Raw genomic sequence first — 25,091 nt, forward strand, 5'->3', positions numbered from 1 at the left:
GGTGACCGCGCCCCCGGCGATCCAACCCGCGTCCAGGAGCAACCCATGACGACACCCCTTCGGCGCACCATCCCGCTGCGGTTCGGCCTCGATGTCGAACTGCGCGAGGCCGGCACTACAGGCAGCCCGGTTCTCGTCCTGCACGGCGGCCCCGGCCCCGACGACCTCGCACCCCTGGTCGAGCAGCTCGCCTCGGATCACCGGGTGGTGGTGCCCACCCACCCGGGCTGGGACGGCACCGCACGGCCTGACGAGCTGGACTCCGTCCCCGCCCTCGCCGCCGCCTACCTCGACCTGCTCGACCATCTCGGGCTGCGCGACGTCACGGTGATCGGCACGTCCTTCGGCGGCTGGGTCGCCACCCAGACCGCACTCGACGACCGCGAGGGCCGGATCTCACAGCTCGTCATCATCGACGGTATCGGCCCCGTCGTGCCCGGCCAGCAGATCACCGTGCCCGATCGGCCGCCGGCAGCGGCGGCGCAGGGCGGACCACCCGCGCAGTCGATGGCCGCTATGCGCGCCTACACCGGGCCGGCCATGGCAGATGCCGGTCTGCTGCCCCGCCTGTCCGCCGTCACCTGCCCGGTGCTGGTGCTCTGGGGCGCCAACGACACTGCCGTCAGCCCCGAGTTCGGCCGCGCCTACGCCGCGGCGTTCCCACACGCCCGGTTCGACATCATCCCCGGCGCGGGGCACGTACCCATCCGTCAGCAGCCCCAGGCGGTCTTCACCGTCCTCGACTCCTTCCTCACTTCCGCGGGCCCGGCTACCGGCCACTGAGACTGGAGGCGTCATGACGAAGATCGCGATCATCCTCGGCAGCACCCGCCCCGGACGGGCAGGCGAACGCGTCGCGCAATGGGTCCTGACACAGGCCCGCCAGCGCGGCGACGCCGAATACGACCTGATCGACCTCGCCGAGCTCGATCTGCCGCAAATCGACGAACCGTTCCCGCCCGCCATGGGCCGCTACACCCACCCCCACACCCAGCGGTGGGCCACGACCGTCGCCGCCTACGACGGCTACGTGCTGGTCACCCCCGAGTACAACCACTCCTTCCCGGGCGTGCTGAAAAACGCCCTCGACCGTGTCTACGCGGAGTGGAACAACAAAGCCGTCGGCCTGGTCTCCTACGGCGTGGACGGCGGCGTGCGCGCCGCCGAAGCACTGCGCCCGGTCCTGGCTGCCTTGCAGCTCGCGGACGTCTCCGCACAGGTCGTACTGAACCTGCGCACCGACTTCGCCGACTTCGGCGCCACGTTCACCCCCGGCCAGCACCAAGGCCCCGCCCTGACGGCGATGCTCGACCAGCTGCTGTCCTGGAGCGACGCCCTCGCCCAGACCCGCCGTGGCGCAGTCCCGGCAACGCCCTGAGACACCTCCTTCCTGCTGCCCAAGACGGCACCCCAGCGTGCCCTGTTCTCGTGGAGTCGCAGCACGGATGAAAGGCCGACCATGACCGACTATCGGATGGACCCGACACTCACCCTCGGACCGGTCACGCTGACCGTGGCCGACGTGGAACGCAGCGTGCGCTACTACACCCAGGTCGCCGGTTTCCGCCTGCTGGATCGCCAGCCGCAACGAGCGCGCCTGGGGGTGGAAGGATGGGCGCTTGTCGAGCTGTACGAGGCGGCCGGGGCCGTCGCGCCGCCGCAGTCAAGTCCTGGGCTCAGTCACTTCGCTCCGCTGGTGCCCACCCGGGCAGACCTGGCTCGCTTCACCCAGCGGCACGTGGATGCCGGGCTCGACATCGACTTGCGCGACCATTTCGTGAGTCAGTCGTGCTACGTGGCCGATCCCGACGGCCACACGCTCGAGGCGACCTGGACCACTCCGCGGGAGCAATGGCAGTGGTCCGAGGACAACCTGCCTGTCCTGGCGTACACCCCGATCGCAGTAGAGGATTTGCTCGCCGAGCCCGGCGCGAGCACCTCCGCCCCACTGCCAGCCGAGACCCGAATGGGTCACGTCCAGCTCAAGGTGACCGACGCCGGCCTCACCAGCACCACGCGGTTCTACTGCGACCTGCTGGGCCTACAGGTCTACGCGCGCATAGGCGACGGATTCGTTGGCGTCGGCGCACACGACTACCGCAGTCTCCTCGTCTGCACCAACTGGTATAGCCCCAACGGGGGTACCCCCGCAGGGCCCGACACCGCCCGCCTCACCTCCGTGGACCTGCTGCTCTCCACCCCGGAAGCGATCCAGGAACTGGCCGAACGCCTCGCTGCCGCCGGCCACCCGTACCAGCACACCGACAGCGGCCTGACCACAAACGACCCCTCCGGAAACCCGTTGCGCTTCTCCATACTCGACGCCGCACAACCAACAGCGAAGCTGGGCACGCCAACCTTCTGACCTGATGGACGTCGACGGGAAAGCCGTCGGTACAAGTCACAGACCGGCCCTCTGCGTCGATGAAGCGGGATTGAAGTCGCGTGCCCGTACATTGGCGTCCACTATGGATGTGACAAAGGCACGGCTCGGGCTGGTCGAGTCAGCCCTGGGCACAATCCGAAGCTTGGTCGACCAGGTGACGCCCGACGATCTGCGACAGCCGACCCCGTACGGGGATTACCACGTCCGTCGATTGTCGCTCGTCGTCGACGTCGTCGGCGGCAGTGGAGTTCTGCGCGCTACCCATCCCCGGATCTTCTCACAAACGCCTCTAGAAACTTCCTGGTGTCGCTTTTGCGTGAGAACGGGTTCTGAGAGTAATTCGAGCTCTGTTCGCCCCGTCGAGCAACCCTGCCGGAAGGTCTCGCAGAAACGGTCGTTTGCGAGAGGTCCTGCTGATCAAGGACTCGCCTGATCCTTCGATCACTCCTCGGCGGTCAACACTTGCAGCGGGCCGCAGGCCAGGACTCTGGTGACGAAGTTCGCTAGCTGTGCCCGCATTCTTTCCCGCGGAATACGCTCTTCTCCGGTCAGGTGCTCGATGAGGTCGGCTCGTGTGGCGGCGAGCAGGGCATGGGCGGTGAAGTCGCTGTCAGTCAAGCCGGGGATCTGCTCAAGCACGGCTCGGAGCAGGCTGTGCCACCGCTCGTAGTGCTCGGCCCGGTACGGGCTGCTACTCCCGCCTTCCTCCAAGGCCAGCGCGAGGCGCCGGTTGTCGAGTTTGAAGCACAGGACGGCATCGAGCAGGGCGGGCACGCGATCCTGCGGTGGGGTCGCGGGTCCCAGGGGCGGTGGGCCGGCCTCGACGGCCTCCCTGATCGGTTCGAGCCGTGCCTCGTACAGTGCGCGGAGCAGCCCGGCGCGGTCCCCGAAGGCCCGGAAGAGCGTGCCCTTGCCGACGCCGGCCGCGGCCGCGATGTCGGCCATGGTGACATCCTCGGGGCTCTCGTGGCGGGCGAAAAGTGTGTCGGCGGCCTTGAGTACGGCCTCCTGGTTGCGGGCGGCGTCCTTGCGGGACCTGGGCTCCGGCATGCTCCTCCTCCGCTTGCAAAGCGGACCCATGGTCCATATTCTTGGAACGGACCCGAGGTCCGGATTCATGAACTGGAGAATACCCATGTCCGCACCGACTTCACCAACCGAGCTCTACCGCCACAGCCTGCGGCTGCTGCTCGACAAGAACATTTCCGCATGGGTCGCCCTGTGGGCCGACGACGGCGTCATGGAGTTCCCTTTCGCCCCCGACGGCTGGCCCCGGCGCCTGGAGGGCAAGGAGGCCGTCGCCGCCTACATGCGCCACTATCCCGACCACATCGACCTGCACGACTTCCCCGCCCTGCGGATCCACCAGACGACCGATCCGGAGACCATCGTGGTCGAGATGCGCGGCATCGGCCGCCTGGTGGAAACGAACGCGCCCCTCGACATGACGTACATCGCCGTCGTGACCGTCCAAAAGGGACACATCACCTCCTACCGCGACTACTGGAACCCCCTCGCCGTCCGGGAACCCGGCGCCGACTTCACCGAGAGCGGCCGATGACCACCAACGGCACCACGCTGGTCATCGGCGCCACCGGCACCACCGGCAGCCGCACCGCAGCACAGCTGACGGCCGCGGGCCACCGCGTCAAAGCCGCCAGCCGCCGGGCCACCCCGGTCGCCGACGCCGAGCCGGTCACCTTCGACTGGTACGACCCCGCCACCCACGCGGCCGCCCTCGCCGGCGCCGACCGCGTCTACCTCATACCGCCCCTGGGCGACTCCAACCCCGCGGCGACCATGCTCCCGTTCCTCCGGCAGGCCCGCACCGCCGGTGTGCACCGCGCGGTGCTGCTGAGCTCCTCGGCCATCCCCGAGGGCGGCCCGGCGGTGGGAACGGTGCACCAGGCCCTGCCCGATCTCGTCGAACAGTGGGCGGTACTGCGGCCCTCGTGGTTCATGCAGAACTTCACCGGCACACACGCGCACGCCCACGGCATCCGCGACGAGGGCATCATCTGGACCGCCACCGAGAACGGCCGCGTCGGTTTCGTCGACGCGGAGGACATCGCGGCCGTCGCTGTACGCGCGCTGACCGACGAGCAGGCCCCCAACACCGATCTCGTCCTGACCGGACCCGAGGCACTCGGCCACGACGACATCGCCACGATCATCACCGAGGTCACCGGCCAGTCCGTCGTCCACCGCCGTCTGTCCTACGAGCAGATGCGCGATCGCCTCACAGCCGAGGTGCCGGCGGAGTTCGCCGCCATGCTGGCCGGCATGGACCGCGCCATCGCCGAAGGGGCGGAGGACCGCGTCACCGACACCGTCCAGCGGCTCACCGGTCGGCCCCCGTCCACCTTCCGGGCCCTCGTCGAGAGGGAGACGCGATGCAGCAGCTGATGTTCCAGGACGATCAGCAGTTCTGGTTCGAGACCCTGCGTAATCTCGGCCTGGTCGTCTACGGCGGCGCGGACGTCGGTGAAGTCGTCGCAACCGCCTCCCGCGTCGCCTCCGGCGACTACGACAGCTGGCACGACGCCTGGCTGTCCACCGCCAAGGGTCTGGAGGCCGAAGCCCGTGCGAGCCAGCCCGTCAGCGCGAGGGACGGGCTGCTGCGGGCCTCCACCTACTACCGGGCGGCCGAGTTCTTCCTGCACGGCAACCCCCACGACCCGCGCATCGACCACGCCTACCGGCGTGGTGTCGCCTGCGTGCGCGACGCCATCGCCCACCTCCCGGATATCACTCCCGTGGAGATCCCCTACGAGGACACGAGGACACCGTGTTGCACGGCTACTTCTACCGGGCGGCAGGCGAGGGCCTGAGGCCGACGCTGGTGATGCACAACGGCTTCGACGGCGCCGCTGAAGAGTTGCACTTCTTCGGAGCAGTCGGCGGACAGGAACGCGGCTACCACGTCCTGACCTTCGACGGCCCCGGGCAGCCTGCGGCCATCCACCGCGACGGGCTGATCTTTCGACCGGACTGGGAGAACGTGATCAGCCCCGTCCTGACCTTCCTCACCCAGCAGCCAGGCGTCGACCCCGCCCGCATCGCGCTGCTCGGCGGCTACCTGGCGCCTCGCGCGGCAGCCCATGAGCGGCGCCTCGCAGCGGTCATCGCCCTCGACGGTGTCTTCGACGCCGTCTCCGCCCTGACCGCACACCTCCCGCTGCCGCACGACGAGGTGGTCCGGCGCGCGGCAGCCGAGCACGACGAGGAACTCGACCAGCTCATCGCCGACGCCCGTGCGCAGAGCCCGACCCTGCGCTGGGCCTGCGACCATGGCCGCTACGTCACCGGGACCTCGACCGACCGGGCATTCCTGGCCGAGTATGCCCGCTACAACTTCCACGACGGAAGTGCGGAGAAGATCACCTGCCCCGTCCTGGTATGCGAAGCGGCCGCCGACCTGTTCTACTCCGCCGCCGAAGAGCCCAATCCGCGCAAGCTGTACCAGCACCTCACAGCACCGAAGAAACTCCTGACCTTCACCGAGGAGGAAGGCGGCGACGCTCACTGCCACCCCGGTGCTCTTCGCCTGGCGGGGCGCGCATCTTCGACTGGCTCGACGACACGATCTGACGCCTAGACCTTCCGCCCTTGTTCAGGGTGCCGCCTCGGATACCCGGCCCGCTACCACCTCATCGCACCTGACCCGGGACCGCTGCGAGGGCCGGACACGCTCACAGCCCGGGCGAGGCAGACCCGAAGTTCGAGGTGAGCCGAAACGGCCGTAGGGCTTGCTCAGGTTTACACCGGCAGGGGAGACGGCTTTGTGCTCGGCGTCGGTGAGGCACTCGGCCCGCCGACGCCTCGACCCACCGTGACGCACAACCCGCCACGCGTCTCGTGGAAGGCTCCAACCCCGCGCTGCGTGACGAGTGGCTCGACACGGTATACACCAACCAGTTCCTAGCTACACAGTGGACACTGAACAACGACGCCCGGATGGTCACCAGCTTCGCGTCCCCGCCGTCTCTGGTCGCGCGCATGCCAGTGACGGCTATGGACGCGGCGAGGCCGACGCGGGCTATCTGTTGCCCGGCAACGGAAAGCAAGTCCTGCCACCCACACCGCGCGGAACTCCGGCGAGGCGAACACCTCGCGTCCGGGGAGCACGCCCCATCACGTTTCCCTTCAATACTCCGGACGGCTGACGCTCCGTCCCTCCATGGCCTCACCACGCGGCAGATCGCCCACGGCCCGGCATTGCCGTGGGCGACCCCACCAGCCGAGGTGGTCACGTGTTCGGATCTCCGCGTGTGCAACGGATTCGTGGCACGTTCCCTGCCGCGCGGCCGATCATTCTCAGAAGTCGCGGTTGCGTACGTCGATCTCCCTTCCACTCAAGGCCGTCATGATCCATCCAGTCTCACCAACCGCCGTTGGCCAGTCCAGACCCCGATGGCGTTTCGTCCGGCGGGTGCCACGGCCATGGGAGTTCGGACATCGACGTTCACTGAGGAGATTGTCGAAAGCAGACCGTCCTCGCGACCGGAACCGTCCGGACCAGGATGCCTTCCGGTGCCGACACCATGACTACTCGGGCAGACTCGGGGCCCCTTCGGACAGCACCGGCCGTAGCGCAACGAATCTCGTGGTACAGATCAGGTCACACCGATCGTGGGAAGCCCGCTCACCCGGAAGGCGCAGCCGGGCAGGGGCCCACTCATGTCCCAGGGAGCACACATGCAAGCGGTTGTGAACACCGACGACGGAATCCGCACCATCGATGTCGACGAGCCGGCAGGACCGGGCGTCCGGTTGTCCGTCGTCGCCGCCGGGATCTGCGGCACCGATGTCCTCTTCGCCGGTATCGGCCTCAAGGGTTTCATCTACGGCCACGAGTTCACCGGGGTGGACGACACCGGTCGGCCGTACTTCGTCGAACCAACCATTCACGGCGGTGAATGCGAGGAGTGCCGCAACGGCCACCCGCAGCGGTGCACCGAGCCCAGCCACGGAAACCTCGGTATCTTCTCCGACGGCGGTATGGCCTCGACGGTCGTGGTGCCGGAGTACACGTTGCTCGCACTGCCCCCGCAGCTGGACGTGAAAGACGCCTGCCTGATCGAGCCGGGCGCGGTCGCCTTGCACGCGCTGCGCCGCGCGCAGGTGCGACCAGGAGAACGTGTTCTCGTGGTTGGCGGGGGCACGATCGGCCTCCTCGCCGCTGCGGCCGCCCAGGACCAGGGTCTCGACGTCGATGTGGACACCCGGCACGACCACCAGCGGGACGCGGCCGAGCACTTGGGGTTCGGCAAGCCGGGCGACGGCTACGACGTGGTGATCGACGCGGCGGGAAGTGACACGAGCATCGCGCGGTCCGCGCAGGCGGCTCGGCGCGGAGGCCGGATCGTGCCACTGGGCGTGTACCTGGACTCCATCCCCGTCCCGGGCAGCGCCATCAGCCAGGTCAAGGAACTGTCCTACGTCAGCAGCGTCGCCTACGGCCGCCACGACGGCGTCCGCGAAGTCGAGGAAGTCGCGGCCATGCTGGCCACCAAGCCCGACATCGCCCGGACGCTCATCACCCACCGGTTCCCGATCGAGGACGCCAGGGAAGCGTTCCGAGTCGCGGCCGACCGCCGCGCCGGAGCGATCAAGGTGGTCATCGAACCCTGACCGTCGTGCGGTGGCCTCCCCGGCGCTCGATGATCGCGGCCGGGCGGTTGAGGCAGCAGGCTGGGCGTCGGTGAGGCGCCCGTCGGCCAGCCGCTGGGCCAGACTGGTTAGGTCAGGACCGTCCGTTTGGATCACCGCGCGGTGCACCACGTGGTCATCCGGGTACAGCAACGCCATCCGCATCAACGGCCCCAGGTCGGTGTCGAGCATGCCGACGTGCCGAACCAAGCTGGTGCGTGCCCGAACAGCGGGCTGGTACAGGTCGAACTCGACCTGCCGGGTCGACCGACCGGCGCCGCGGTTGGTGTTGCCTGGCTTGCGGTTGCGTCCAGCGTTGCGAGCCCGCAACGCTGCGGCGATCTTGGCCCGCGTCTCGGCCGAGCGCTGGCGGCCCTTCAACGCCGCGCTGATCTTCGCCTTCGTGGCCGCGCTGAGCGGCTTGCGCTTCTAGCCCTTCATCGCCGTCGAGATCTTCGCCCGCGTCTCCGGCGACAGCGGTTTCCCTTTGGCCACAGGTCACGACCTCGTGTACGCGGCCAGCCACGACACGGTCTCGGCAGTCAGCTGAGTCGAGTCGCGTTGGCCAGGGTTGTACATCAAGGTCATCGGTCCCTTGGCGTTGTAGAGCTGGCTCGCGATCGTGGACCGTGCTCGGTGGCTGGTGGTCGCGCCGCGCGCGTCCGCGGTAGGCACTCCGGCCTTGCGGCAGAGGGCAGGGATGATCGTCCTGTTGATGTAGGTCTTGTCCATCGGCCGTGCTCGCATCGCGAACAGCAGGTGCACCTGCTCACCGGTCTTGCGGTCGGTGCCAGCTGGTTGGTCTGGTCGCGCGGCCTCCCAGGCTTCCATCGTCTTGCCCAGCAACGGGTCCACGGGTTTGGTGAACGCGGTTCCGGTCCTGTGCGTGGGGACGTCGAACAGGCAGATGGCGTCCCGAGCGAGGACTTCGCGCGAGTCGCCGGGGATGGGGAAATCCCTCGTGCTGCCAACGGATGCAGCCAACTCGCAGCCGGGCGAGTTCGGCGCTGCGCTGGCCGCTGAACAGCCAGGCCAGCGCAGCGCCCGGAGGAACTCCAGTGGGTAGCACAAAGTGTTGTAGCTGGTCGATAGGTCCTCGGGCTGGATGTTCAGCCCTGCCCAGACCAGTTTTGCCCACATCGCGTCGGCGATCACGCGGAGATCGGGGCCGAGCATCGCCAGAACCGTTCGAGGAGTGGCTAGCGACCGGCGGGCCACGTCATGTGCTCAGCGGTGTGGTTGAGCCAGTGGCAGGAACTGTGTTGCTCGGTTCGGCCGTCCCCACCATCGTTGCCGGCCGCATCTCGCCGACTTCAGTGTAGTGGATCTTTTGCTCGGGTAGCCGTGCCGCGGTTTCTGCCACCAGTGTCGATGGCAGTCGCCACACCGCAGGCTGAGCAAGGGAGTTCCCTCGATGAGACGACGGTTATTGCTTGTGCACGCCGCGACACTTGCTGCGTTGGCTGGTTCGGTGACGGCACCAACCGCGATGGCGGCGGCCCCCGCTGGCGGCTCTGTCACGGTGGGCGATGGGGAGTACTGGGCGTTGCCGGCCCGGTATCCGGCGAAGAGTCCCTACGGTGGGCTCAACCAGATCTGGGGACCGGCGATCACGTGGAGCCCGACCACGGACATGCATTGGGTGGGCGCGTTCTGGCGTGATCTCAACACGGCCGACGGGGTGTACAACTGGGCCAAGCTCGAGAGCGGGAACAGCGCCAACTCGTACAGCTTGAAGCAGCTCGAAACAGCGGGCCGGACAGCACTCATCTGGACTGCGCTCGGAACGGTCGACAACGCGGGGAAATGGCTGGCCCCGCAATGGGTCCTCGACAAGTGCGCTGCGGCGGGCAAGCCGGTCAAGGTGATCAACAGAGTCACCGACGCAGGCCCCAAACCGTGGGGTTTGGCCCTGTGGGAGGAATGCCCGCGCGCCGAGGTCAAGCGGTTCATCACCCAGATGTTCGGCAGGTACCGTGGTGACGCGCGCGTCAAGTACGCGTACGCGACCACGTTCAACGACGGCGAGTTCTGGATGCCCGCCGACGTCTACCGGGACGCCGAGAGCAAGGGTCTGACCCCGGAGATCCTCAGGACCTACGCCAAGGACGTCATCGACTCGTGGGTCGCGGCGCTGGGTGTGCAGAAGGTCGTGTGGACGCACGGCGGCACCTGGGACCTGCCCGGCTCTGCGGGCTCGGCCGAGACGGACTGGGTGAACAACTACGCACTGCGGACCTTGGGCACGCAGCTGCGGGAAGGCAACGGCGAGAGTGTCTCGGCGAATCTGAGCCAGCCGGGCATCGGCCAGGATCTCGTCGTCGTCCGCCCGGCACCGATCGGGGCGCAGCCCTCGCAGAGCCACCACTACCTGACGGCGAAGACGGTACACGAGATGGGCCGCGCCGGGATGTCCTTCTACGGCAACGAGTTCGAGATCGCCAAGCTCGCCGGGGTGTTCGGCAACTACGAGTACTACCGGATGGCCGTGTTGAACATGCTGCGCAAAGGCCACAACTGGGCCGTCTTCCCGCACGAACTGCGCACCGGCACCAACGACGCGGCACACCCCCAGTTCGCGGTGCTACGCGACTACTTCCGGCAGAGCGCGGGCTATCCCGTCGACAAGTCGCCTGACGCCTGGGCTGCCCTGCACATGTTCTACGACGGCTGCTACAACGGCACCCGCCGCTACCACAACTACGAGAAGTTCCTGGTGCAGCGGGACGTCGAACCCGGCGGACGCACGATCGTGACCCAGCAGCACACGTGGGCGCCGGACCAGTACGGCTTCTGCAAGGTCGGGGAAGGTGGTTCGACCCAGCCCGCAGTCACCTACTTCGCACGCCGGACAGATCACGCGAGCGGCAACGACTACATCTACTTCGACGTGGACAACCGGTTCTCCCCAGCCACGGACCGCGCGTTCAGGATCGCGGTGACCTACTACGACACCGGCACGGCGAGGTGGAACCTGCAGTACAGCACGACGGCCGCCGCGGTGGTCGCGACGCCGGCCGTCACGAACACGAACTCCGGCGCGCTGAAGACCGCGATCTTCACCCTGACCGACGCGTCGTTGCGGGCCGCGCTGCCGGGTGCGATGGACTTCCGCATCCACAACGGCGGATCAGCCGACGTGGCCGTCCGAAGCGTGCGGGTGATCCGCGGCGGCGCCTGAGAGATGGCCTGAGATGGACGTGGTGCCTCTCGTTCACCTCAGGCCAGGTCCAGTGTTGTCGTGGATCTGCGATCCGCCGATGAGCGGTCGCCGATGTGCCTGCGGGCTGTCCGGCACGACAGGGTCCGTCAGGCTGACGTGCAGAGCCTCCTGGGGCACGCCGTGGTTCTCGGCAAGCTCGCGTACAACCGGCTCGGTCGCCAGGTCAGTGATCCCGGCACTCAGCCGCTTGTTTCCTTCGTCGATGAGCGGCGGCCGACCCCGTGAGTACGGGCCGGCCGCCCGAGAAACTCGTCTGCCGCATCGCCCAAGCCGACCCCGCCGGGCTGGGTCAGCCGTTCACCCACCTGGAGCCTCACGAAGCTCGTGGCCTATCTGGCTGAGCACCACTGGTTACCCGGTCGCACGGAAACCGTCCGCCAGATCCTGCGCACCGCGGGGATCACCTGGCAGCGCACCAAGACCTGGAAAGCCAGCCGGGACCCCGACTTCGCTACCAAGATTTCTGGATCCGCGTAGCTCAGGTCTGGTGTCCGCGCCGGAGTCTCAGGTGTTGGCCAGGGTGCGGTCCAGGAGAGGGAGCAGGCGGTCCCAGTGGCGTTGCAATGCCCCCGGGTTGAAGGCGTCGGTGTCGGACATGGTGAAGCCGTGGACGGTGTTGGGGTAGATCTCGGAGGTGTAGTCGACACCTGCGGTATCCAGGGCCCGGTTGAGCTCGCCCAAGGCCTCGGGCGTGATGTCGGTTTCGGCGTGGCCGAAGTGGACCTGGGCGGTGAGCTTGGCGAGACTGTCGGGTCCGTCAGCGCTCACGGGTCCATGGAACACGGCGAGGGCGGCTACCTGGCCGAGGTGAGCCACGGCGGTGCGCACCGCCAGGAGACCGCCAATGCAGTAACCCGTCACCGCGACCGGTCCGGCGCTGACCTCGGGCTGGGTGGTGAGGAACTTGAGGTATGCCTCGGCGTCGCTCAGGACACGTTCGGCGGTGTGCGCCTCGATCAACGGCATCAGCTGGGCGATGACCGCGGGTCGGATGTCTTCTCCGATGTGTTCGGGAAGTTCGATCACCGGTGCCGGGCCATGGCGGTAGAAGAAATTGGGGACGAGCACGTAGTACCCGCGTCCGGCCAGTTCGAGGGCCATCTCCCGCAGCACGGGCCGGATGCCGAAGCCGTCCGCGTACATCAGCACCCCTGGGTGCCGCTCGCCGTGGTCGGGGAAGGCGGCGAAGGCGTCGGCCTGGCCCTCGGTGGTGGGAATCTGTAGAGCCTTGATGGGCATGACTTCTCCTGTCGTGGTTGATCTGTCGAGCCGGTGATCAACACGATGGAGGCGGAGCCCGCGCAGCAGCACGAGATCCTCGATCGAACAACGGGCACGCAGCGGCCCGTACGGCGCTCAGGTGGGCACCGGGTCACCAATCCGTGTGTGGCGCAATGCCGTCCCGGTGATCATCGCCGCACAACGTAGCACACTGGACCAGAACCGCGCCTATGAGTACGGGCGGGACGTGGTCAACGGCCGGATCGACAACGCGATCCAGGGATCACAAGCAGCGCGGACTGATGCGTGTCATGAACAAGTTGTCATCGGCTGAGCTGGGGCGACTGGCCATCGCCGTCGAGCAGGTGGCGCGTGTGGATGCTCGTCCGGGTGGTCCGGAGAACGTCGCGGCCGCGTGCGTGCTGCTGCGACAGCTGGCCGCCGAGTATCCGGATACGCCGATTGGTGAAGCGGCCGCGACGATCGCGGGCCGGTTGAAGTTGACCGTCGATCACGAGTTGCGCGACGCGCTGCTGCGCTAGATGTTCTGTCCCGGGAGGTTGTGGACAGGTGAGGTAGGTCTCGGCGTAAGGATCTTGAACAGGTGAGGGCCCACTTCGAGCGCGGCAAGATGCCCTACTTCGACTCGGTACGCCGCTATCTCGACACCGAGAACGCCCTGGGAACGGCCAAGCTGGACGACACGGAACTGGCAGCGACCCAGTTCCTCGGGATGATCTCCAACTACGTCTTCTGGCCCCGGATGCTGCTCATGAACTGGTCCCCCGACGACGCATCGATGGCACACGTCGTGGACGAGGCCGTACTGATGATGGAGGCCAGATACGGCGCGGCGAACACCACCAACTGAAGCAGCCGTGCGCAGCGCGTGAAGGTCGATCGGCGGGCCGGCGACGTTGCTCCGACCGAACCAGCATCGCAACGAACGCTGAGAGCAAAGGGGCTGGTCGAGAGGGAGGAGTGCGAGACCGACCGGCGCAGCGCCACCTTCCACCTCGCACCCACCGGCCGAGCAGCCGTCGAACAGGTTGCCCCGACCACGTGGACGCGGTCCGCAGGCTGGTTTTCGAGGCACTGTCGTCCGAGCAGGTGACACAGTTGGCCGGCCACCCCGTCAGTCACTGAGCGACAACCGCCGGACCGGCGGCACCGCCAACCGGTGAGACCTTGCCTCGCCGTGGCTTCAGGCTCTCCGGACCAACTATGGTCTCCAACCCACAAGTCGCGCGAGAAACGAGACAGATGACTGTCCAACACGGACCAGACGCCAATCGACGTCACGCCGTCCGAACAGGACACGATCTTATCTGGACACGGTCTCTGCGGCCAGAATCTGCGCTTGCGCATCGGAAGCTTCGAGGATGCTCCGAGCGAACGGCGACACCTGTCCACGTGGTTGAGTCCCCGCGACTGTCTCGGCTTCATCCACGCTGCCCTCCACGCTCCCGACGTGCGCTTCGCGACCTTGTATGCGGTCTCCGCCAACACCCGCCGCTTCTGGGACATCGATTCCGGGGCGGATCTGGGGTACGTGCCCGTCGACGACGCCGAAGCCTTCGCTCCGCGTCTTCCGGCAGCCGGAAACCCTGCGGCTGCGAGCGACCCGCAGGGCGGCGCCTATGCCGGCGTCGAATACACGCTCCGGCACATCTGAAGACCAGCTCGGCCGCTATGGGCTGGTCATGTCAGCTGCGGAATCCCATCGGCGGTGCGCGGTCCGGTAGGTGGCGGACGCGGCCAGGCTGACCTGAACGCCGACGAAAGCGAAAGATCTCGTTCGTGTTGGGCGGACAGCCGAGACCAGCTCCCGGTCGTGAGTTCGGCGACTGCCCGCCCGCGTCACCTCCTGGCCAGATCGCGGCCGAGCAGGCGGCTGATGTTTCCGGAGAAGATGGCCTGCTGTTCTTCCTCGTCCAGGCCGATGGAATGGAGGTTCTCGATCGTCGACCGGATGTAGCCGGAACCGCGTTCGGGATCGTAGGGACTGTCCGATGCGAACAGAACGTGGTCGGTTCCATAGAAGTCGATCGAGCAGCGTAGTGCGTGCGCCGCTCCGAACAAGGCGGTGTCCGCGTACATCATCTTGAAATAGTCGATAGGACGCCGGGTAAGCGGGTATCCGGTGACGTCCTCGCGCTGTGACTCTGGTGTCCGGGCACCTAGTTGGTCCCAGCCGGGGCCGACGCGTCCGGCGAAGTGCGGGACCATGCTTCCGCCGTGGTGGATGAGCAGCTTCAGCGCGGGATGGCGTTCCAGGACTCCGGAGAACACGATGCGAGCCATGAACGCGGACAAGTCGTACTCCCAGCCGAAGGTCCACCAGATCTCGTAGCGGGATCGCTGCTCGGTGGGGTAGTCCGGCCAGGCTGAGCTGCGGCATGGGTGCACCTGCAGAAGCAAACCGCTGTCGGCAACACGGGCGTAGAACGGGTCGAATCGTTCCGCGTCCATCGCCTCGCCTGCGACGTGTGTGTAGATCTGCGCGCCGACGGCGCCGAGATGGGTGACAGCGTAGGAGAACTCCTCGATGGCCGCTTCGGGGTCATCCATGGGCACGCACGCGCTGAATCCGGCGAAGCGGTCGGGGTGCGAGCGAACCAGTTCGGCCATGGCTTCGTTGGCGATGCGGGACAGCTCGCGGGACACGGTCCGCGAACCGAAGAACTCCACGGGAGGCGCCGCGATGTTGATGATCTGGCGGTAATCCCCGAACTCGTCCATCTGCTTGAAGCGCACGTTCAGGTCCACCAGTGCGGGGATGTTCGAGACTCGCTTGCGCAGGTTCACCACGTCGATGGTCGGCTCGATCGCGAGGAACCGGTCGTAATAGGGTCGAGGCATGATGTGGCAGAAGGCATCGATCTTCATGGGTCTCCGTTGTCAATGTCATGACTGCTAGGCGATGCGGTTCTCGAGGCGTCCGATGCCCGTGATCTCGGCGACCACGACATCGCCAGGATGCAGGTAGTGTCCGTGCGCCGCGGCGGTCCCGGCCGGGGTTCCGGTCAGCACCACATCCCCTGGTCGCAGTGGCGCGATCCGGGACAACGCGGCTACCTGATCGCCGACACCGGAGATCATCTGATTGGTGTTCGAATGCTGTTTGACCTGACCGTTGACCGTCAGGGTGAGCTCGAGATCGGTGGCGTCCGGTACAAGGCGGCGCGGCACGATCGCGGGACCGAGCGGAGTGAATCCGGCGTAGGACTTGTGCCGCAACCAGTCTATCCCGAGTCCGCTGGCCCGGACGTGGTCTCGGGCTGAGAGGTCGTTGGCCACGGTGTATCCAGCGATGTGGTCCGCGGCGGCCGCCGGGTGGATCGCTGACGCCGGACGGCCGATCACGATCGCTAGCTCCACCTCCCAGTCCAGGCGTTGGCATCCCTCCGGGCGGTGGACTGTCGAGCGGTGTCCGGTCAGCGACGCGGGTGACACGAGGAAGTGGAACGTCGCCTGTGGCGGGTCGGTGCCCATCTCCCTTGCGTGGTCATGATAGTTGGCGCCCGCGCAGTAAATCGCCGGCGGATCCGCGAGTGGCGGAAGGAACGTCACGTCGGTGTCCGGTGTGGACAATTTGGCGAGTTTCCCCGAGCGGTCAGCATCCTCCAGGAGGTCGCACAAGGTGTCCCAGTCGGACAACGTGGCGCGGACAGTCGGGGTGGTTACGCCCAGTCGGACCAGCGGGGCGACTCCGTGCTGCGACAGCACCGCTGGCCCGGTGTCGATGGTGCACAGTCCGAAGGTCACTGGCGCTCCGCGGGTTCGTGGTTTTGGTGGAACTCGTCGGGCAGCAGGGGGCACCACACCGCCGGTGGACCGTCCCAGTCTCTGGGCCGCCAGTCCTCGGTGATCTTGTCGATGTCGGAGAAGTACTCGACCCAACTGCCCCAGGGGTCGCGGATGTAGTGGAACAGGTTGGAGCCGAGTGTGTGCCTGCCGAGGCCGAAGTGCAGGTCGTGGCCGTGTTCGGCCATCGTGCGGGCGCCGATCATGATGTCGTCGAGGCCGGTGACCTCGAAGCTGGCGTGGTGCAGGCCGCGGTGACTGCTGGCCAAGAATCCGAAGACGTGGTGATCACCCGCGCCGGTGTTGAGGAAGACCCCGATGCCGGGAATGCGGTCGGACACTCGGAAGCCGAGCATCGTGGTATAGAACTGTTCCGCTCGTGCCAGGTCGGGGGTGAAGAACAAGGTGTGCCCCAGTCTGCGAGGGGCTGGGCGCAAGTCCATCACCTGCGGCCACCACGGCTGGTCCACGCGCTCGACAGTGGATCCGTAGTTGTGCTTGCGGTCGGGGTGCGTCCAGTCCGCCGGTTCGTCCTCGCGCAGGTTCACCAGTCCGCCGTCTGGATCACGCAGCCACAAGCCTTCGGCGGGTCCGTCCACGATCGGTACGCCGGCCTGCTCCAGTTTTCGCTGGAGGTCGGGAAGCGCACCGGCCGGCACCGAGAACGCCACATAGCGCAGGCGTTTGTCCGGTCCTTCGGACAGTACGAGTTGGTCCTGATCACGTCCGGTACAGCGCAGCGCGAGTGTGTCCGGGTGCTCGGTCGTATGGAGACCGAAGTCCTCGTAGAATGCCCTGCCGACGTCAAGACTGGGCACTTGTAGTCCGATGTGGAGCAGTCCGGTCACGTTCATCCATGGCTCCTTGGGTTCATGACGCGCTCATCGCGGCGCCACCGTTGACGAAGACCACTTGCCCTGTCACGTGCCGGGCTGCGTCGGAACACAGGTAGACCACTGTGTTGGCGATGTCGTCACCGGTGATCGGTTCGGGTAGTACCTGGGTCTGGAGGATCCGGTCGCGGTGCTCCGCGCTGATTGTCCCGGTGGTCACTTCGGTGGTGACCAGACCGGGCGCGATGGCGTTCACCGTCACGCGGCGAGATCCCAGTTCCCGTGCCAGGCCGCGGGTCATGCCGACGATCGCGGCTTTGCTGGTCACGTAGTGCAGCAGTTCGGCCATCCCGAACGTCACGGAGGTGGATCCGAGGTTCACGATGCGGCCTCCGTCGGGCATCCTGACGGCCGCTGCCCGCGCGCACAGGAACATCGAGCGAACGTTGACCGCCATCACGTGGTCCCACTCCGCCGGATCGAGCTCCCAGAACGGTCGGCGGCGCAGTGTGGAGAACAGACCGGCGTTGTTGATCAGGACGTCTACAGGGCCGATCTCCTTCGCGATGACGGCAAAGGCGTCTTCCACCTGCTGTGCTGAGGCGACGTCGACCAGCAGTGACCGGGCGGGGAATGATGCGTCCTCGGGCGCTCGAAGGTCGAGTGACACCACGGTGAATCCCGCCGCGGCCAGTCGGGTGACGATGCTTCGCCCGATGCCTCGGCTGCCCCCGGTGACCACAGCGACCTCGGCTGTCATGCCGGCCGCCAGTTGAGTACCCGGACGTCGGTGAACTGGCGCAGGCCTTCGCTGCCGCGGGTGCGGCCGAGTCCGGAGGACTTCATGCCGCCGAACGGGACCTCGGCGTACAGGCCGCCGAAGCGGTTGATCCACACTGTGCCCGTGTCGATCTGCCGGCCGACGCGCCAGGCACGATCGAGGTCCCGTGTCCAGATGCTAGCCGTCAGGCCGAACGGTGAGGCGTTGGCCAGCGCGACCGCCTCGGTGTCCCCGTCGAACGGTTCGACCATGAGCACAGGACCGAAGATCTCCTCTTGCACCAGACGGGATTCCGGGCGTACGCCTGTGATCACCGCGGGACGCAGGTACGGACCGTCCAGGTCGGCCGGTGGGTCTCCGCCGCACAGTACACGCGCTTCGCGACGCGCCAACTCGACGTAGTCCTGCACGCGGGCTTGATGAGCGTTCGTGATCAACGGCCCCATGTCGGTGGCCGGATCGCGAGGATCTCCGACGGTGACCGCGCGGGTGTGCTCAACCACCGCACCGACCACTTCCTCGAAGATCGACCGTTCGGCGAGCACACGCGTGACCGCCATGCACATTTGTCCTGAAGTGAAGCAGGCACCGCGTACGCTCTCCCGAACGGCCACGTCGATATCAGCGTCGTGGTGGATCACGCTGACTCCTTTGCCGCCAAGTTCCAGCAGCACGCGCGTGAAGTCCGCCGCAGCGGCCCGGAGCACGGCACGACCAACTTCCACCGATCCGGTGAACGCCACAGCCCGCACGGTCGGATGACTCACCAGATGCGCGCCAGTTCTTGCGTCGCCGTGCAGCACCTGCACCACATCCGGTGGCACTCCCGCGTCACGGCCAAGTCGGATGGTGTGTTCAATGCTCAGCGGTGCCAGCGGCGAGGGCTTCACCACGGCGGTCACGCCTGCGGCCAGTGCCGGAGCGAGATCGCGGACCAACAGCAACACGGGTGTGTTCCACGGCACGATGAACGCGGTCACGCCAACCGGAACGCGTTCCACGAAGGCCAATGAGCTGTCATCCAGCCTGCCGGCGCGCCCATCGAGCCGTCGCGCCTCGCCGGCGTTGTAGCGCAACGCGTCCGCCGACAGCAACACCTCACGGTGCGCCTCGGCACGAATCTTGCCGACCTCACCGACGATGAGGTCAGCGAGGCGGTCCACGTCGGCCTCCAAGGCGTCCGCCCAGGCCGTCATCGCCGCCGCTCGCGCGCTCGCCGCGGACGACCAGGCCCGCATCTCCTCCTGTGCCCGCGCCACAGCCAGGTTTACGTCGTGCAATGTGGATAGTTTGTAGCGCCCTAACATTTCGCCGGTGACGCGGTCCAGCACAACGTCATCGTTGTGAGTCATCGACAGCTCCTAGTACAGCTGTGTCGTGGCCGAGCGAGCGAGCCCCAGCTCCATGCGCGCCCACGGCACCGCGTTGACCTCGGGATTGAGGCTGACGTGGGTGGCCGCGAAGTGGATGTCGCGCCATGCCCGCTGCACCGCGTTCGACTCGGCGAAACCGGCCGTACCGCTCATGGCCAGCACCGTGTCAATCGACGACACCGCGAGTTGGGCGGTTCGGCAGAAGTCGCGCATCGATCGAGTGCGGATCTCAAGTGACGGTGCGGCGGGCTTCGTTGTCTCAGCGATGGCGCGTCGGACGAGGAGTTCCGCCATGTCGAGGTCCGTACCGACCGTCGCCATCCGCAGATGCACACTGGCGAACTCGGCGCGTGTCCTCGCCCACTCCCGGAACTGCTCGTAGCCGCCGCGCGCCGCGCCGAGCATCGAGCCGACAAACGTCAACGGCGCGAAGGACAACCACGGCAGTTGGTAGAGTGGCGCAGGATTCGTGCTGCTGCCTGGACCGTGACCTTCTCGGAAGTCGGCCAGCCGCAACACGCGGTGCTCGGGCACGAACACATCGTCAACAACCACCGTATTGCTTCCGGTGGCGCGCATTCCGACGGTGAACCAGGTGTCCTCGACCGTGTAGTCACCCTGCGGTACGAGAAAGTAACACCACTGCGGCGCACTGTCGCCGGTAACCATTCCAGCGACAACAACCCAACTGCTGTGCGTCACACCGCTGATGAATGGAGAGCGGCCCGACAGCCGATAGCCACCGCTGGTCTGCTCGACCGTGCAGACCGGCGGAACACCACCTGCGATGAGCACATCCGGCCCGTCTGCCCACACTTCCCGTTGTGCCTGGTCGGGGAAGTAGGCGACCATATGCGGCCACGAGATCAGCAGGCCTGCGCACCATGCGTGCGATGCGTCGACCTCGCCGATCTCGGACACAACATCGAACCACGCGTTCATGTCGAGTTCCGCACCGCCGAAGCGGCGGGGAACCAGCATGCGGGCCACGCCGGCGTCGACCAGCGTGGTCACTGACTTCTCGGGCAGCCGCCGGTTCCGCTCCGCGGTCTCCGCGCGATCCTGGAACTCCGCTTTGTGGTCACGGATGCGGCGCACCACGTCGTGTCCGGTGATCGCCGACGGTGTGGCGGTGTCGACCATCAGGTGCCCCGCACCGGCGACACAACAGACGCGGGTTGGCCGCCTGTCCCCCAGCGGCGCTGAGGAATCCCTTTCACCACAACCGTGACGAATGACCGTGCCTGTTCGCCGAGCACTTCGACCACCGCGTCGGTCATCCGAGCGATGACCGTGGTCTCCATGTCGGTGTCCAGCAGCTCTTCCCAGAGATGAACCGTGACAAGAGGCATTCTGATTTCTCCTCGATTCAGAGATCGATCGTGGACATACCGCCGGGCGGATACCGGTCGCCCACCACGGCGGGCAGCTCCGCGTCGATCCGCGTGAGCTCCACATCGGACAGTCTGATTGCAGTCGATGCGAGGTTCTCCTCCAGCCGCTCCGGGCGGCGCGTGCCGGGAATGGGCACGATGTGCTCGCCTTGGGCCAGCACCCACGCCAGTGCCAGCTGCGCTGGGGTGCAGCCCCGTGCGGCGGCCAGCTCCGTGACCTTGTCGACCAGGCGGAGGTTGAGGGTCAGGGCCGCGCCCTGGTAACGCGGGATGGACCGTCGTATGTCGTTGTCGTCGAGTTGGGTGGGGTCCGCCGCGCGTCCGGTCAGAAAACCGCGGCCGAGTGGCGAGTAGGCCACGAACCCGACACCCAACTCATGGCACGTGGCCAGAATTTCCGCCTCGACGTGGCGTTCCCACAAGGAGTACTCGGTCTGCAGCGCGCTGATGGGGTGGATGGCGTGGGCGCGTCGCAACGTCGTCGCGGACGCCTCGCTCAGGCCGAGGTGCCGAACCTTACCCTCGGCCACCAGTTCCGCCATCGCGGAAACGGTCTCCTCGATCGGTATGCTCGGGTCGACGCGGTGCAGGTAGTACAGATCGACATGGTCGGTGCCGAGCCGCCGCAGCGATCCCTCGATGGCCTGCCGAATGTAGGCGCGTGAACCCGTTGCCATTCCGTCGATCGATGAGCGTCCACCGAACTTCGTCGCCACGATCACCTCGTCGCGCCGCATCGCGATCGCCTTGCCGACGAGCTGTTCGTTGATGTGCGGCCCGTACATCTCGGCGGTATCAAGCAGTGTGCAGCCGCGTTCGATCGCTCGATCGATGGTGGCGAACGCATCGGTTTCATTGGTCGTGCCGTAGAACGCGGACATGCCCATACAACCGAGGCCGATCGCGGGCACGCTCAGCGTGCCGAGCGCACGCTGGGGCATGTTCATCAGAGATCCTTTCCGTTGGTCCCCACGGGTGTCATGACGCCGTCGAAGAACACCAATGCCCGATCGGCGTGACTGCTGATGCTGAGATCGACAATCCGGCCGACGATGATCGTGTGATCACCGCCCTGGTAGGTCGAGTCCGCGACGCATTCCAGACACGCCAGGGCACCGTCCAGCTTCGTGCCTCCGGTCGGTGTGAACTCGTAGCTGGCGCCGGTGAACTTGTCCGCCAGCGGGGTGGCGAAGCGCGTCGCCAACTCGGCCTGGTCGGCGGCGAGGAAGTGCACGTTGAAACCGGCACCCGCCGTCATCGGCCCGATCAACCCGGACCGATTCGTCACGCACAGCAGTACCAGCGGCGGATCCAGCGACACGGACGTGACCGAGGTCGCGGTCATTCCCCATTGGTTGCCGTACTCGTCGTGTGTCGTCACGATCGTGACACCCTGCGGGTGCAGCCGGAACGCGGCGCGCAGCGTGGACGCGTCGACCGCGGCGGTCACCGCGTGCTCGCTGTGGTCGCTCGGTCGTCACCAGCGGATGGCGGCGTGACAGGGCCGCCGCCGTGACGCGTGAGGTACGCGTCGGTGCGCGCGTCGCTCGCGAGGATGTCCCAGTTGGCTTGGGGGGCGGCGTAGTTGTTGATGAATGACCGAGCCACTTCGGGATTTCCGCAAGCCGTTGTGATCAGTTTGGTGGCGTTGCCGGGCAGCGGTGTGCGCAGCATGTGATTGGTCCACTCGAACGCTGCTCGCTGGTAGTCCCACATCCGGGCTTCCGCTCGCGCGCACCACATCTCGTCGAACACCAGGTTGTCGGCGAGAATCGCCTCGCCGAGCAGAAAAGCACAGGCCGAGGCGGTGTTGGCACCCTGCGCGAGCACCGGGTCGTTGACCAGTGAGACATCTCCGAGCGCCATCACCCATTTGCCGTTTTCCAGCTGGGCATAGCCGCGGCGCGCGGTCGGAGTGATCGCGCCTTGGAGCACGTCCTCCGCCCGCGTGATGCCGAAGATGTTCTCGTCCACGAGTTCCGCGAGATGGGGGAACGACGTGCGCAGCATCCGCAGCACAGTGGCGTTGAATCGCACCGGATCCTGTTCGTAGCGCACCGTGCGCAACTCGTCCAGCTGTCCACCAGGGATGATCTCGGTCAGCAGGGCCGTCTTGCGTCCACCGAACGTGAGGAACGGCAACTGGAACAGTTCGCCGGAGCCGGGAATCACGTTGATGGAGGAGCCGATCGGCTGTTGCGGCGCGATACCGTCGAAGATTCCGGTGCAGATGAACCGCTGCGGCTCGGTGAACGGCCGACCGTCGGAGCGGCGCTCGAACAGCTCGACCATCGAGCCGCGCCCGGCGGAGACGACGACAAGGTCGTGGCGGTCCGACAATGCTGGGAGATCACCGACCATCACCGCGCCGTACACCACGTCACCGCCGCGGGCGAGGAAGTCCTCCAGCAGGGTCGAGGTGTAGATGCGGTGGTCAATGCCGATGCCCGGGACGTCGTTCATCCCGGTGAAGGTCATCGTTCGGGCACCGAACATGCCGTAGAAATGGACGTGTCGCACGCACCAGTCGTCTGCCTGCTCATCCCAGTGGTTCACGCCGAGCGCGTGCTCCCGCTCGCGGGTCGGCCCCCAGTGCACCGCTGTGTTCGGCAGCCGACCGGCCAGCCGTTGCTGGGACGTCAGCTCGGCGTAGAGCGTCGCCGGTACGTCGTGCTGTTGCAGGTAGAGCGCGAGGTGCAGTCCTCCGATCCCCGCCCCCACGATGCCAATCGAGGTCATGCCGGTGCTCCTGTGATCATTGGCACGAGCAGATGTGAGTCGTACCGGCCGCCGGTGTGCAGGGTGTGGTGACCGGCGTTGCGGGTGTTCTCGTGGCCGAACTCCCCGCCGGGCACCAGGTACACGTCGCTGCCCTGCACGACGACGCGCAACCCCTCTCCGGGCCCGAAGTGCGTGGCCGATGGCCACAGCTCGATGTCGACCGGGACCGGCACGCCGGGCTCGAGGGGCTCCTCCGCGGTGTGCGGATGCCATGGCTGCTGGGGTGTCGAACGCTGTTCGTCCAGCGCGCGGTGACTCGCACGCAACCAGCCGAGCGCGACCGGGCCGTCATCGCGGAATGCGACGAACGGGAACCCGATCACCTGCGCGTTGACGTCGATTTTCTGGATCGCGACGAAGAGATCCGCGTCGGTGCTGGCGTCCACTTCGATCCACAGCCGCAGCTTCATGTGCCCGGTCAATTCGGTGTCCTGGGTGAACACCACATCGAACTGGGCACGGCCGGGCTTGGTCGCGGCCGTGTTGTAGCGCATCGAGGCCGGTGTGTCCGGCTGCGTGGTGGTCAACGACGCTGTCGACGCGTCCAGGTACAGGGGCGTGTATCGAGTCCGCTCCGGTGGCCACTCGTGCTCCGCGCGCAGGGTCCCCTCAGGACCGTGGTCGCGCACCTCGATCCGCACAGGGGGCTGATCGACCCACCCGTTCTGCTCGTCTTTGAGCGCCCAATCGAAAAACTGACGTTGCCGTGCGACGCTGTCCGGGTCGTAGTAGTGCTTCCAGATTTTTTGTCCGTGTACCTCCAGCCAGGTCTGGCCTCCGGCGAGCTGCTTGTACGCCTCGAGTGTCCCCCGCAGGTGCAGTCCGTGATTGGCCAGGCCGGCCACCACGAAGGCGGGCACATCAACGCCGGTGAGATTGACCTCCTTGCTGTGCCAGTACTCGTCGCGCAACGGGTGGTGCGCGGCGAGCGACTGCAACGCCTCGATCACGGCCGTGCCAGTGTGTGCCCAGCCCATGGCCTTGCCTGTCCACAGCGGAATGAATCGCGTCTCGGGGATGCCACCGTGATAGAAGATCTCGCGGTAGAAGTCCAGCAGACCTTCCCACGGGTTGATCGCGGCGAGATGCGGCGGCCTGGTCGCCGCCACTCGCCACTGCGCGAACGCGAGGTACGAGGCGCCCGCGAGACCGACCTTGCCGGTGCTCCAGTCCCGCGTACCGGCCCATTCGATCAAGTCGTGGTAGTCCTCGGCCTCTTGCTGCGTGCCCATGGTGAACTGACCTGGGGTCCCCCACGTTCCCCGGGGATCGGCAAAAACGACCGCGTAACCGTGCGGGCACCAATACATCGGATCGGGTGCCTCAGTGGGCGCGTACCGCGAGATACCCCACGCCGGGTCGATCTCGGCAGCGGGGAGAAAGGTCTTGTCCCGCCCCGGAGAATTGTGCTTGCCATACGGCCCCCAGGCAATCAGGACCGGCAACGGCCCAGGCACGTCAGCCGATCGATACACATCCACGTACAGCGATTCACCGCCGCGGAGCACGACCTTGACATCGTGGTCAATCCGTAGGCCGTTCTCCCGCACCGTGCCCGGACGGAAACCGGGATACCTGCCATCCTCCGGCACGTTGATCGGGTCGATGAACCGAACCGGGCCGGTCCGCGTGTCGGTCAT

28 protein-coding genes are annotated in these 25,091 nt (G+C 66.8%); 14 read left to right on the forward strand and 14 right to left on the reverse strand.

The genetic code is table 11. The annotated features are described in order from the left end of the window. Window positions 1-45 precede the first annotated feature (45 nt). The 3 genes from AOZ06_RS60360 (at window position 46) to AOZ06_RS28925 (ending at window position 2,365) form a co-directional block, all read left to right on the forward strand. Complete coding sequence (locus AOZ06_RS60360; RefSeq protein ID WP_169799114.1) at window positions 46-783, forward strand: alpha/beta fold hydrolase; 738 nt, start codon at window positions 46-48, stop codon at window positions 781-783. Window positions 784-796: 13 nt separating this feature from the next. Beyond that, entirely contained in the window at window positions 797-1,378 is a 582-nt protein-coding gene (locus tag AOZ06_RS28920) for an NADPH-dependent FMN reductase (protein WP_054292283.1), read from the forward strand. Window positions 1,379-1,474: 96 nt separating this feature from the next. Continuing rightward, a complete protein-coding gene (locus tag AOZ06_RS28925) occupies window positions 1,475-2,365 on the forward strand; it encodes a VOC family protein (protein ID WP_225953274.1) in 891 nt (296 codons plus the stop codon). 462 nt (window positions 2,366-2,827) lie between these two features. Here the strand turns inward: AOZ06_RS28925 and AOZ06_RS28930 are convergent, their stop codons facing one another. After that, window positions 2,828-3,436, reverse strand: coding sequence for a TetR/AcrR family transcriptional regulator (locus AOZ06_RS28930; RefSeq protein WP_054296997.1), 609 nt, complete (start codon window positions 3,434-3,436; stop codon window positions 2,828-2,830). A gap of 85 nt (window positions 3,437-3,521) precedes the next feature. Between AOZ06_RS28930 and AOZ06_RS28935 the strand changes: the two genes are divergently transcribed. The 6 genes from AOZ06_RS28935 (at window position 3,522) to AOZ06_RS58015 (ending at window position 8,471) form a co-directional block, all read left to right on the forward strand. Continuing rightward, entirely contained in the window at window positions 3,522-3,947 is a 426-nt protein-coding gene (locus AOZ06_RS28935) for a nuclear transport factor 2 family protein (protein ID WP_054292285.1), read from the forward strand. Beyond that, window positions 3,944-4,792, forward strand: a complete 849-nt coding sequence (locus AOZ06_RS28940; protein WP_054292286.1) for an NmrA family NAD(P)-binding protein — start codon at window positions 3,944-3,946, stop codon at window positions 4,790-4,792. The genes AOZ06_RS28935 and AOZ06_RS28940 overlap by 4 nt, the downstream gene beginning before the upstream one ends. Then, the gene (locus AOZ06_RS60365) at window positions 4,780-5,217 is read left to right on the forward strand and encodes a hypothetical protein (protein WP_225952934.1); all 438 of its coding nucleotides are present in this window, start codon (window positions 4,780-4,782) and stop codon (window positions 5,215-5,217) included. Before AOZ06_RS28940 ends, AOZ06_RS60365 begins: the two co-directional genes overlap by 13 nt. Next, entirely contained in the window at window positions 5,175-5,984 is an 810-nt protein-coding gene (locus AOZ06_RS60370) for an alpha/beta hydrolase family protein (protein WP_225952935.1), read from the forward strand. The genes AOZ06_RS60365 and AOZ06_RS60370 overlap by 43 nt, the downstream gene beginning before the upstream one ends. 1,100 nt (window positions 5,985-7,084) lie before the next feature. Then, the gene (locus AOZ06_RS28950; RefSeq protein WP_054292287.1) at window positions 7,085-8,020 is read left to right on the forward strand and encodes an NAD(P)-dependent sugar dehydrogenase; all 936 of its coding nucleotides are present in this window, start codon (window positions 7,085-7,087) and stop codon (window positions 8,018-8,020) included. Window positions 8,021-8,228: 208 nt separating this feature from the next. Beyond that, the gene (locus AOZ06_RS58015) at window positions 8,229-8,471 is read left to right on the forward strand and encodes a hypothetical protein (RefSeq protein ID WP_054292288.1); all 243 of its coding nucleotides are present in this window, start codon (window positions 8,229-8,231) and stop codon (window positions 8,469-8,471) included. Window positions 8,472-8,536: 65 nt separating this feature from the next. On the opposite strand, the gene AOZ06_RS28960 is transcribed toward AOZ06_RS58015, so the two are convergent. Beyond that, window positions 8,537-9,214, reverse strand: coding sequence for a hypothetical protein (locus AOZ06_RS28960; RefSeq protein ID WP_054292289.1), 678 nt, complete (start codon window positions 9,212-9,214; stop codon window positions 8,537-8,539). A gap of 238 nt (window positions 9,215-9,452) precedes the next feature. Here AOZ06_RS28960 and AOZ06_RS28965 point away from each other — a divergent pair, with 238 nt between their 5' ends. Together AOZ06_RS28965 and AOZ06_RS56870 are read left to right on the forward strand one after the other, a co-directional pair. Further along, on the forward strand, window positions 9,453-11,219 hold the full coding sequence (locus AOZ06_RS28965; RefSeq protein WP_157233311.1) for a hypothetical protein: 1,767 nt from the start codon (window positions 9,453-9,455) through the stop codon (window positions 11,217-11,219). Window positions 11,220-11,279: 60 nt separating this feature from the next. Further along, entirely contained in the window at window positions 11,280-11,486 is a 207-nt protein-coding gene (locus tag AOZ06_RS56870) for a hypothetical protein (protein WP_157233312.1), read from the forward strand. A gap of 279 nt (window positions 11,487-11,765) precedes the next feature. On the opposite strand, the gene AOZ06_RS28970 is transcribed toward AOZ06_RS56870, so the two are convergent. Next, window positions 11,766-12,500, reverse strand: coding sequence for a dienelactone hydrolase family protein (locus tag AOZ06_RS28970; protein ID WP_054292291.1), 735 nt, complete (start codon window positions 12,498-12,500; stop codon window positions 11,766-11,768). A 284-nt stretch (window positions 12,501-12,784) separates the two neighbouring features. Between AOZ06_RS28970 and AOZ06_RS28975 the strand changes: the two genes are divergently transcribed. The 3 genes from AOZ06_RS28975 (at window position 12,785) to AOZ06_RS59145 (ending at window position 14,157) form a co-directional block, all read left to right on the forward strand. Then, a complete protein-coding gene (locus AOZ06_RS28975; RefSeq protein WP_054292292.1) occupies window positions 12,785-13,024 on the forward strand; it encodes a macro domain-containing protein in 240 nt (79 codons plus the stop codon). Between the two features lie 62 nt (window positions 13,025-13,086). Beyond that, complete coding sequence (locus AOZ06_RS28980) at window positions 13,087-13,353, forward strand: TetR/AcrR family transcriptional regulator C-terminal domain-containing protein (protein ID WP_236951780.1); 267 nt, start codon at window positions 13,087-13,089, stop codon at window positions 13,351-13,353. A gap of 600 nt (window positions 13,354-13,953) precedes the next feature. After that, window positions 13,954-14,157 carry a hypothetical protein gene (locus AOZ06_RS59145; protein WP_218921794.1) on the forward strand — a complete coding sequence of 68 codons (204 nt, stop codon included), beginning with the start codon at window positions 13,954-13,956 and terminating at the stop codon, window positions 14,155-14,157. Between the two features lie 185 nt (window positions 14,158-14,342). Here the strand turns inward: AOZ06_RS59145 and AOZ06_RS28990 are convergent, their stop codons facing one another. From AOZ06_RS28990 to AOZ06_RS29040, 11 genes are read right to left on the reverse strand one after another with little or no spacing between them, the layout of a single operon-like run. After that, a complete protein-coding gene (locus AOZ06_RS28990; RefSeq protein WP_054292293.1) occupies window positions 14,343-15,371 on the reverse strand; it encodes an amidohydrolase family protein in 1,029 nt (342 codons plus the stop codon). A 27-nt stretch (window positions 15,372-15,398) separates the two neighbouring features. Beyond that, entirely contained in the window at window positions 15,399-16,250 is an 852-nt protein-coding gene (locus AOZ06_RS28995) for a fumarylacetoacetate hydrolase family protein (RefSeq protein ID WP_054292294.1), read from the reverse strand. Next, window positions 16,247-17,143, reverse strand: coding sequence for a VOC family protein (locus AOZ06_RS29000; RefSeq protein WP_054292295.1), 897 nt, complete (start codon window positions 17,141-17,143; stop codon window positions 16,247-16,249). Before AOZ06_RS29000 ends, AOZ06_RS28995 begins: the two co-directional genes overlap by 4 nt. A gap of 16 nt (window positions 17,144-17,159) precedes the next feature. Next, on the reverse strand, window positions 17,160-17,882 hold the full coding sequence (locus AOZ06_RS29005; RefSeq protein WP_054292296.1) for an SDR family NAD(P)-dependent oxidoreductase: 723 nt from the start codon (window positions 17,880-17,882) through the stop codon (window positions 17,160-17,162). Then, window positions 17,879-19,255, reverse strand: a complete 1,377-nt coding sequence (locus AOZ06_RS29010) for an aldehyde dehydrogenase family protein (protein ID WP_083472002.1) — start codon at window positions 19,253-19,255, stop codon at window positions 17,879-17,881. Before AOZ06_RS29010 ends, AOZ06_RS29005 begins: the two co-directional genes overlap by 4 nt. A gap of 9 nt (window positions 19,256-19,264) precedes the next feature. Beyond that, window positions 19,265-20,419 (reverse strand): acyl-CoA dehydrogenase family protein, encoded by a 1,155-nt coding sequence (locus AOZ06_RS29015; RefSeq protein ID WP_054292298.1) that lies wholly within the window; start codon window positions 20,417-20,419, stop codon window positions 19,265-19,267. Continuing rightward, entirely contained in the window at window positions 20,419-20,628 is a 210-nt protein-coding gene (locus tag AOZ06_RS29020) for a tautomerase family protein (RefSeq protein ID WP_054292299.1), read from the reverse strand. The genes AOZ06_RS29015 and AOZ06_RS29020 overlap by 1 nt, the downstream gene beginning before the upstream one ends. Before the next feature lie 17 nt (window positions 20,629-20,645). After that, window positions 20,646-21,617 (reverse strand): aldo/keto reductase, encoded by a 972-nt coding sequence (locus AOZ06_RS29025; protein ID WP_218921795.1) that lies wholly within the window; start codon window positions 21,615-21,617, stop codon window positions 20,646-20,648. After that, window positions 21,617-22,120 carry a flavin reductase family protein gene (locus AOZ06_RS29030; RefSeq protein ID WP_054292300.1) on the reverse strand — a complete coding sequence of 168 codons (504 nt, stop codon included), beginning with the start codon at window positions 22,118-22,120 and terminating at the stop codon, window positions 21,617-21,619. Before AOZ06_RS29030 ends, AOZ06_RS29025 begins: the two co-directional genes overlap by 1 nt. Further along, the gene (locus tag AOZ06_RS29035; protein WP_054292301.1) at window positions 22,117-23,409 is read right to left on the reverse strand and encodes a styrene monooxygenase/indole monooxygenase family protein; all 1,293 of its coding nucleotides are present in this window, start codon (window positions 23,407-23,409) and stop codon (window positions 22,117-22,119) included. The genes AOZ06_RS29030 and AOZ06_RS29035 overlap by 4 nt, the downstream gene beginning before the upstream one ends. Beyond that, window positions 23,406-25,091, reverse strand: coding sequence for a CocE/NonD family hydrolase (locus AOZ06_RS29040; RefSeq protein ID WP_054292302.1), 1,686 nt, complete (start codon window positions 25,089-25,091; stop codon window positions 23,406-23,408). Before AOZ06_RS29040 ends, AOZ06_RS29035 begins: the two co-directional genes overlap by 4 nt.

Source organism: Kibdelosporangium phytohabitans, assembly GCF_001302585.1.
GTDB lineage: Bacteria > Actinomycetota > Actinomycetes > Mycobacteriales > Pseudonocardiaceae > Kibdelosporangium > Kibdelosporangium phytohabitans.

What these genes read in the sequence shown, in the direction of transcription:
- AOZ06_RS60360 (WP_169799114.1), top strand. Translation starts at nt 46, where the DNA reads ATGACGACACCCCTTCGGCGCACCATCCCGCTGCGGTTCGGCCTCGAT.
- AOZ06_RS28920 (WP_054292283.1), top strand. Translation starts at nt 797, where the DNA reads ATGACGAAGATCGCGATCATCCTCGGCAGCACCCGCCCCGGACGGGCA.
- AOZ06_RS28925 (WP_225953274.1), top strand. Translation starts at nt 1,475, where the DNA reads ATGGACCCGACACTCACCCTCGGACCGGTCACGCTGACCGTGGCCGAC.
- AOZ06_RS28930 (WP_054296997.1), bottom strand. Translation starts at nt 3,436, where the DNA reads ATGCCGGAGCCCAGGTCCCGCAAGGACGCCGCCCGCAACCAGGAGGCC.
- AOZ06_RS28935 (WP_054292285.1), top strand. Translation starts at nt 3,522, where the DNA reads ATGTCCGCACCGACTTCACCAACCGAGCTCTACCGCCACAGCCTGCGG.
- AOZ06_RS28940 (WP_054292286.1), top strand. Translation starts at nt 3,944, where the DNA reads ATGACCACCAACGGCACCACGCTGGTCATCGGCGCCACCGGCACCACC.
- AOZ06_RS60365 (WP_225952934.1), top strand. Translation starts at nt 4,780, where the DNA reads ATGCAGCAGCTGATGTTCCAGGACGATCAGCAGTTCTGGTTCGAGACC.
- AOZ06_RS28950 (WP_054292287.1), top strand. Translation starts at nt 7,085, where the DNA reads ATGCAAGCGGTTGTGAACACCGACGACGGAATCCGCACCATCGATGTC.
- AOZ06_RS58015 (WP_054292288.1), top strand. Translation starts at nt 8,229, where the DNA reads ATGCCGACGTGCCGAACCAAGCTGGTGCGTGCCCGAACAGCGGGCTGG.
- AOZ06_RS28960 (WP_054292289.1), bottom strand. Translation starts at nt 9,214, where the DNA reads ATGCTCGGCCCCGATCTCCGCGTGATCGCCGACGCGATGTGGGCAAAA.
- AOZ06_RS28965 (WP_157233311.1), top strand. Translation starts at nt 9,453, where the DNA reads ATGAGACGACGGTTATTGCTTGTGCACGCCGCGACACTTGCTGCGTTG.
- AOZ06_RS28970 (WP_054292291.1), bottom strand. Translation starts at nt 12,500, where the DNA reads ATGCCCATCAAGGCTCTACAGATTCCCACCACCGAGGGCCAGGCCGAC.
- AOZ06_RS28975 (WP_054292292.1), top strand. Translation starts at nt 12,785, where the DNA reads ATGCGTGTCATGAACAAGTTGTCATCGGCTGAGCTGGGGCGACTGGCC.
- AOZ06_RS28990 (WP_054292293.1), bottom strand. Translation starts at nt 15,371, where the DNA reads ATGAAGATCGATGCCTTCTGCCACATCATGCCTCGACCCTATTACGAC.
- AOZ06_RS29000 (WP_054292295.1), bottom strand. Translation starts at nt 17,143, where the DNA reads ATGAACGTGACCGGACTGCTCCACATCGGACTACAAGTGCCCAGTCTT.
- AOZ06_RS29005 (WP_054292296.1), bottom strand. Translation starts at nt 17,882, where the DNA reads ATGACAGCCGAGGTCGCTGTGGTCACCGGGGGCAGCCGAGGCATCGGG.
- AOZ06_RS29010 (WP_083472002.1), bottom strand. Translation starts at nt 19,255, where the DNA reads ATGACTCACAACGATGACGTTGTGCTGGACCGCGTCACCGGCGAAATG.
- AOZ06_RS29015 (WP_054292298.1), bottom strand. Translation starts at nt 20,419, where the DNA reads ATGGTCGACACCGCCACACCGTCGGCGATCACCGGACACGACGTGGTG.
- AOZ06_RS29020 (WP_054292299.1), bottom strand. Translation starts at nt 20,628, where the DNA reads ATGCCTCTTGTCACGGTTCATCTCTGGGAAGAGCTGCTGGACACCGAC.
- AOZ06_RS29025 (WP_218921795.1), bottom strand. Translation starts at nt 21,617, where the DNA reads ATGAACATGCCCCAGCGTGCGCTCGGCACGCTGAGCGTGCCCGCGATC.
- AOZ06_RS29035 (WP_054292301.1), bottom strand. Translation starts at nt 23,409, where the DNA reads ATGACCTCGATTGGCATCGTGGGGGCGGGGATCGGAGGACTGCACCTC.
- AOZ06_RS29040 (WP_054292302.1), bottom strand. Translation starts at nt 25,091, where the DNA reads ATGACCGACACGCGGACCGGCCCGGTTCGGTTCATCGACCCGATCAAC.